Genomic DNA, 5,847 nt, shown 5'->3' with positions numbered 1-5,847 from the left:
GTCGGAGCGGGTGGGTCAGGAGATGTGCAGCGTGGCGGTGGCGCCCGCCGTGGGCGAGGCCGTCGGGGACGGCGAAGCCGTGGGGTAGGCGGTCGGGGAGGCAGTGGGTGAGCCGGTGGGGGAGACCGAGGGCGAGGCCGACGGGGAGGCCGAGGCGGAGGCCGTCGGCGAGCCCGAGGCGGGCGGGGTGGGCAGCGTGTAGACGTTGTTCGGCGAGACGATCTGGGTGATCGCCCGCGCCAAGAACGTCGAGGGCTCCGAACCGTCGTGCAGGATGTCGGTGTTGAGCATGATGGACAGGCTGGCCTGCGCCTGCGGCAGGTAGAGCACCACGCTCTCGTACCCGGGCAGCGAGCCGTTGTGGCCGATCCACCCGTGGGTGGTGAACACCCCGAAGCCGTAGCCGAGGTCGGGGGTCGGCCCGGTGGCCTTGGTCTTCAGCCGCTCCGCCTGGGTGGCGGGCTTGAGCAGCGGTTCGCCGGTGGCCAGCACCTTCGACCAGGTCCGGAAGTCGGTGATGGTGGAGATCGCGGCGCCGGCCGCCCAGCCCCAGGACGGGTTCCAGGTGGTGGCGTCCTCGACCGCGCCGGTGAGCGTCTGGTTGGTGTAGCCGTGGGCGTGCGGGGCGGGGAAGGTGGCGTCGGTCGGCAGGCTGGTCCTGGTGAGCCCGGCCGGGGTGAACACCTGCTGGTTCAGGAAGTCCTGGAGCGGCTGCCCGCCGACCTTCTCGACGACCAGGCCGAGCAGGATCAGGTTGGTGTTGGAGTACTCGAACCGGGCGTCCGGCTGGAAGTTCGCCGGGTGCTTGAACGCGTACGCGAGCAGCTGGTCCGGGGTGAAGGGGCGGCTCGGGTCGTTGAAGAACACCTGCTGGAAGTCGGAGTCCAGGGTGTAGTTGAACAGGCCGCTGCGCATGTCGCCGAGCTGGCGCAGGGTGATGCCGTCGCCGCCGGGCACGTTCGGGACGTACTTGGAGACCGGGTCGTCGAGGCCCAGCTTGCCCTGGTCCACCAGCCGCAGGACGGCGGTGGTGGTGAAGGTCTTGGTCACGCTGCCGATCCGCATGTACAGGTCGGGGGACATCGGCGTCCCGGCGTCCTTGTCGGCGACGCCGAAGGCGCGCTGGTAACTGCCGTCGGGGGTGGCGTAGTCGACGATCACCCCGGGGATGGCGACCTGGCTCATCACCTGCTTGATCGCGTCGTCCAGCTGGGTCGTGACGGCCGTGGTGAGCGGCACCACCCCGCCGGAGGGGCTGCCGCCGGGCGAGGCGGACGGGCTGAGCGCGGCCGGTTCGGCGGTCACCGCCGGCCCGGCCTGCCGCGCGGGCTTCGACTCCCCGGAGCAGGCGGAGACGGCGATCAGGCCGGTCAGCGCGAGGGCGGCGGAGGCCACCCGCACGGCGGAGGCCGCCCGGACGGAGCGGGGGACGCGAACGGAGCGGGGAACGGACGGTCGCGGCCGTCGGGTGTCGGTCATCGGCGCAGGCGCCTCTCTGGGGCGGACGGCCCCGTGGCGAAGGGCCCCGGAGCGCGGCTCGGCCGGGCCGGAGCGCTGCTCCACGGGGCCGTGGGGGAACGTCGTCACCGTAAGCACCCGCGTCGTGCGGCCGCGCGCGGTTCGGCGCCCGACTGGACCGAACGGGAGCACCGTCAGCCGACTGCCCCGCCCGGCTGGCGCGGAGGCCGGGACCTACTGGGCCGGCCGGGGCGGGAGCGTGAAGACGTCGTTCGGCGTGACGATCTTCGTGATGGCCTCCGCGAGCGGCGTCGAGAGGTCCGCGTCCCGGTAGGGGACATCGGTGTTGAGCAGGATCACCAGACTGGCGCGCGCCTTCGGCAGGTACACCACCAGGCTCCCGAACCCCGGAATCGTGCCGGGATGGCCGACCCAGCCGTGGACGTCGAGCACCCCGAAGCCGTAGTCGATCCCGGTGACACCGGTGCTCTTCCCCTTCACGCGCTCCGCCTGGGTGGCGGGCTTGAGCAGCGGTTCACCGGTGGCCAGCACCCGGGACCAGGTCTGAAGATCGGCGAGGTTCGAGATCACGGCGTCGGCCGCCCACCCCCAGGACGGGTTGAAGTCGGTGGCGTCCACGACCGAGTCGGTCCGGGGATCGCTGGTGTAGCCGCGCGGGTGCGGGTCCGGGAAGGCCGCGTCGGTCGGGAAGACCGTCCTGGGCAGCCCGGCCGGGGTGAACACCTGCGCCTTCAGGACGTCGCCCACCGGCCGGCCGCCGACCTTCTCGACCACCAGGCCGAGCAGGATCGTGTTGGTGTTCGAGTACCCGAACCGGGTGTCCGGCGGGAAGTCGGCCGGGTGCTTGAAGGCGTACGCGAGCAGTTGCTCCGGGGTGAAGGGGTGGTTCGGGTCGTTGACGACGGTCTGCCGGAAGTCCTCGTCCTCGGTGTACGAGTACAGGCCGCTGCGCATCTCGCCGAGCTGGCGCAGGGTGATCGCGTCGCCGCCGGGCACGTTCGGGACGTACCGGGAGATCGGGTCGTCCAGGCGGACCCTGCCCTGGTCCACGAGCCGCAGGACGGCGGTGGTGGTGAAGGTCTTGGTGACGCTGCCGATCCGCATGTAGAAGTCGGGGGACATCGGCGCCCCGGTGGCCTTGTCGGCGACGCCGAAGGCGCGCTGGTAGCTGCCGCGGGGGGAGGTGTAGCCGACGATCACCCCGGGGACGGAGGCCTCGCTCATCACCTGCCTGATCGCGTCGTCCAGCCTGGCCCGGACGTCCGGGGTGAGGGGCACCAGCCCGTCGGCGGGGCTGTCGCCGGGCGCGGCGGACATGCTGAGCGCGGCCGGCTCGGCGGTGGCCGCCAGATCGGCCCGGCGTGCGGGCCCCGTGTCCCCGGAGCAGGCGGGGACGGCGAGCAGGCCGGTCAGCGCGAGGGCGGCGGAGGCCACCCGCACGGCGGAGGCCGCCCGGACGGAGCGGGGGAGGCGTACGGTGCGGGGAACGGCCGGACGCGGCCGTCGGATCCTGGTCATGTGTCGAGGTGCCTCTCAGGGGTGGACGGCCCCGGAGGACGTTCCACGGGGCCGAAGGGGCGGCGCCACCGTAAGTACCGCCGCCGGTCGGCCGCGCGCGGGTCGCGGTCCGACTGGACCGAACGGGAGTGCGGGTCAGTCGAGTGCCCCCGCCCGGCTGGCGGTGCGCTGTCGAGCACCCCGGCCGAGTGACCCGGGCCGAGCGCCCCGGGCCGAGTGACCCGGGTCAACCACCCCGCCCCGCCCTGCGCCGAGCCCGCCCGCGCTCGGCCGGACGGGTGAGCACCGGCACGCCGCGCCCGCCCGCGCACCCGCCGCCGCGCGCCGCTCGGGCACGATCGTTCAGCCCAGCTGTGGCCGCCCTTAAGAATTCCTCGATGGACCGCACCCCCTCCGACCAGGCAGATTTCTGCCTGCCCGGAGCGCGTCCGCCAGGAGCGGCCGAACCGGGCCTCCTCGGCCTGCCCCCGTACCCGCAGGCCGTCCCACCCGCACGTCAGGAGCCGCCGTGAAGGCACTCGTCAAGCAGCAGGCCGAGCCCGGGCTCTGGCTGATGGACGTCCCCATGCCCGAGATCGGCCCCGGCGAGGTGCTGATCAAGGTGCTGCGGACCGGCATCTGCGGCACCGACCTGCACATCCGCAAGTGGGACGGCTGGGCGCAGCAGACCATCAGGACGCCGCTGGTGCTCGGCCACGAGTTCGTCGGCGAGGTCGCCGAGCTGGGTGCCGGCGTCACGGACATCGCGGTCGGTGACCTGGTCAGCGGCGAGGGCCACCTGGTCTGCGGCAAGTGCCGCAACTGCCAGGCCGGCCGCCGCCACCTGTGCCGCAACACCGTCGGCCTGGGCGTCAACCGCGACGGCGCCTTCGCCGAGTACGTGGCGCTGCCCGCCTCCAACGTCTGGGTGCACCGGGTGCCGGTCGACCTGGACGTGGCCGCGATCTTCGACCCGTTCGGCAACGCCGTGCACACCGCGCTGTCCTTCCCGCTGGTCGGCGAGGACGTGCTGGTCACCGGTGCCGGCCCGATCGGCATCATGGCGGCCGCCGTCGCCAAGCACGCCGGCGCCCGCAACGTGATGATCACCGACGTCTCCCCGTACCGCCTCGACCTGGCCCGCAAGGTCGGCGTGACGCTGGCGCTGGACGTCTCGCAGCACACCATCGAGGAGGGCCAGCAGAAGCTCGGCCTGCGCGAGGGCTTCGACGTCGGCCTGGAGATGTCCGGCCGCCCCGAGGCCATGCAGTCGATGATCGCCAACATGACCCACGGCGGGAAGATCGCCATGCTCGGCCTGCCCGCCGAGCAGTTCCCGGTGGACTGGGCCTCGATCGTCACCTCGATGATCACCATCAAGGGCATCTACGGCCGGGAGATGTTCGAGACCTGGTACGCGATGTCCGTGCTGCTGGAGGGCGGCCTGGACCTCGCTCCGGTGATCACCGGCCGCTACGCCGCCACCGACTTCGAGGCCGCCTTCGACGACGCCGCGAGCGGCAACTGCGGCAAGATCATCCTCGACTGGACCGCCTGAGCCCGGCTCAGCCCCGCCGAAACCGCCGAACCCGCCGAACCGCCCCGCCGAACTGATTGAGGAGACCGCAGTGTTCGACAACGTGCGTGCCGACGTCGCCGCCACCCTGGACGAGATCCGTGAGGCCGGGCTGTTCAAGCCCGAGCGGGTGATCGGCACCCCGCAGAGCGCCGCCGTCACCGTGACCGCCGGCGGCCTGCCCGGCGAGGTGCTGAACTTCTGCGCCAACAACTACCTCGGCCTGGCCGACCACCCCGAGGTGGTCGCCGCCGCCAAGGACGCCCTGGACCGCTGGGGCTACGGGATGGCCTCGGTCCGCTTCATCTGCGGCACCCAGGACGTCCACAAGGAGCTGGAGGACCGCCTCTCGGCGTTCCTCGGCCAGGAGGACACGATCCTCTACTCCTCCTGCTTCGACGCCAACGGCGGTGTCTTCGAGACCCTGCTGGACGACCGGGACGCCGTCATCTCCGACGCGCTGAACCACGCCAGCATCATCGACGGCATCCGGCTCAGCAAGGCCCGCCGCCACCGCTACGCCAACCGCGACCTGGCCGACCTGGAGAAGCAGCTCCAGGACACCCAGGACGCGCGCCGCCGCCTGATCGTCACCGACGGCGTGTTCTCGATGGACGGCTACGTCGCCCCGCTGCGCGAGATCTGCGACCTGGCCGACCGTTACGACGCCATGGTCATGGTGGACGACTCGCACGCCGTCGGCTTCGTCGGCCCGAACGGCCGCGGCACCCCCGAGCTGCACGGCGTGACGGACCGCGTGGACATCATCACCGGCACCCTCGGCAAGGCGCTCGGCGGCGCCTCCGGCGGCTACGTCGCCGCCCGCCGGGAGATCGTCGCCCTGCTGCGCCAGCGCTCCCGCCCGTACCTGTTCTCCAACTCGCTGGCCCCGGTGATCGCGGCCGCCTCGCTCAAGGTGCTCGACCTGGTCGAGAAGTCCACCGAGCTGCGCGAGCGGCTGGCGGCCAACACCGCGCTGTTCCGGGCGAGGATGACCGAGGCCGGGTTCGAGATCCTGCCCGGCGACCACCCGATCGCCCCGGTGATGATCGGCGACGCGGCCAAGGCCGGCCGGCTCGCCGAACTGCTGCTGGAGCGCGGCGTGTACGTGATCGGCTTCTCCTTCCCGGTGGTGCCGCACGGCCAGGCCCGGATCCGGGTGCAGCTGTCCGCGGCGCACTCCACCGAGGACGTCGAGCGCGCCGTCGCGGCCTTCGTGGACGCGCGCGCCGCCCTGGAGGACTGACCTCCACCCAGGCCGCCCGTGGGCCGGACCGCTCGGAATCGGTCCGGCC

The 5,847-nt window shown here is 72.6% G+C and carries 4 protein-coding genes; 2 read left to right on the top strand and 2 right to left on the bottom strand.

Annotated features, from left to right (window positions below; translation table 11 throughout):
* Nucleotides 1-15 precede the first annotated feature (15 nt).
* On the bottom strand, nucleotides 16-1,479 hold the full coding sequence (locus tag ACFU6K_RS29190; protein ID WP_380668005.1) for a serine hydrolase domain-containing protein: 1,464 nt from the start codon (nucleotides 1,477-1,479) through the stop codon (nucleotides 16-18).
* 213 nt (nucleotides 1,480-1,692) lie between these two features.
* Nucleotides 1,693-2,997, bottom strand: a complete 1,305-nt coding sequence (locus tag ACFU6K_RS29185) for a serine hydrolase domain-containing protein (protein WP_380668003.1) — start codon at nucleotides 2,995-2,997, stop codon at nucleotides 1,693-1,695.
* A 508-nt stretch (nucleotides 2,998-3,505) separates the two neighbouring features.
* On the opposite strand from ACFU6K_RS29185, the gene tdh reads away from it, so the two are divergent.
* Both tdh and ACFU6K_RS29175 read left to right on the top strand, forming a co-directional pair.
* Nucleotides 3,506-4,534, top strand: a complete 1,029-nt coding sequence (tdh, locus tag ACFU6K_RS29180; RefSeq protein WP_049651233.1) for an L-threonine 3-dehydrogenase — start codon at nucleotides 3,506-3,508, stop codon at nucleotides 4,532-4,534.
* Nucleotides 4,535-4,604: 70 nt separating this feature from the next.
* Nucleotides 4,605-5,798, top strand: coding sequence for a glycine C-acetyltransferase (locus ACFU6K_RS29175; RefSeq protein WP_380668001.1), 1,194 nt, complete (start codon nucleotides 4,605-4,607; stop codon nucleotides 5,796-5,798).
* The last annotated feature ends 49 nt before the right edge of the window (nucleotides 5,799-5,847 follow it).

Origin of the sequence: Kitasatospora sp. NPDC057512, from assembly GCF_042802135.1 — a bacterium.
Lineage (GTDB): Bacteria > Actinomycetota > Actinomycetes > Streptomycetales > Streptomycetaceae > Kitasatospora.
This window is presented reverse-complemented; position numbering and strand designations above follow the sequence as displayed.

Bases quoted from the DNA above. Each gene is read 5' to 3' on its own strand.
- ACFU6K_RS29190 (WP_380668005.1), bottom strand. From the start codon at position 1,479: ATGACCGACACCCGACGGCCGCGACCGTCCGTTCCCCGCTCCGTTCGC.
- ACFU6K_RS29185 (WP_380668003.1), bottom strand. From the start codon at position 2,997: ATGACCAGGATCCGACGGCCGCGTCCGGCCGTTCCCCGCACCGTACGC.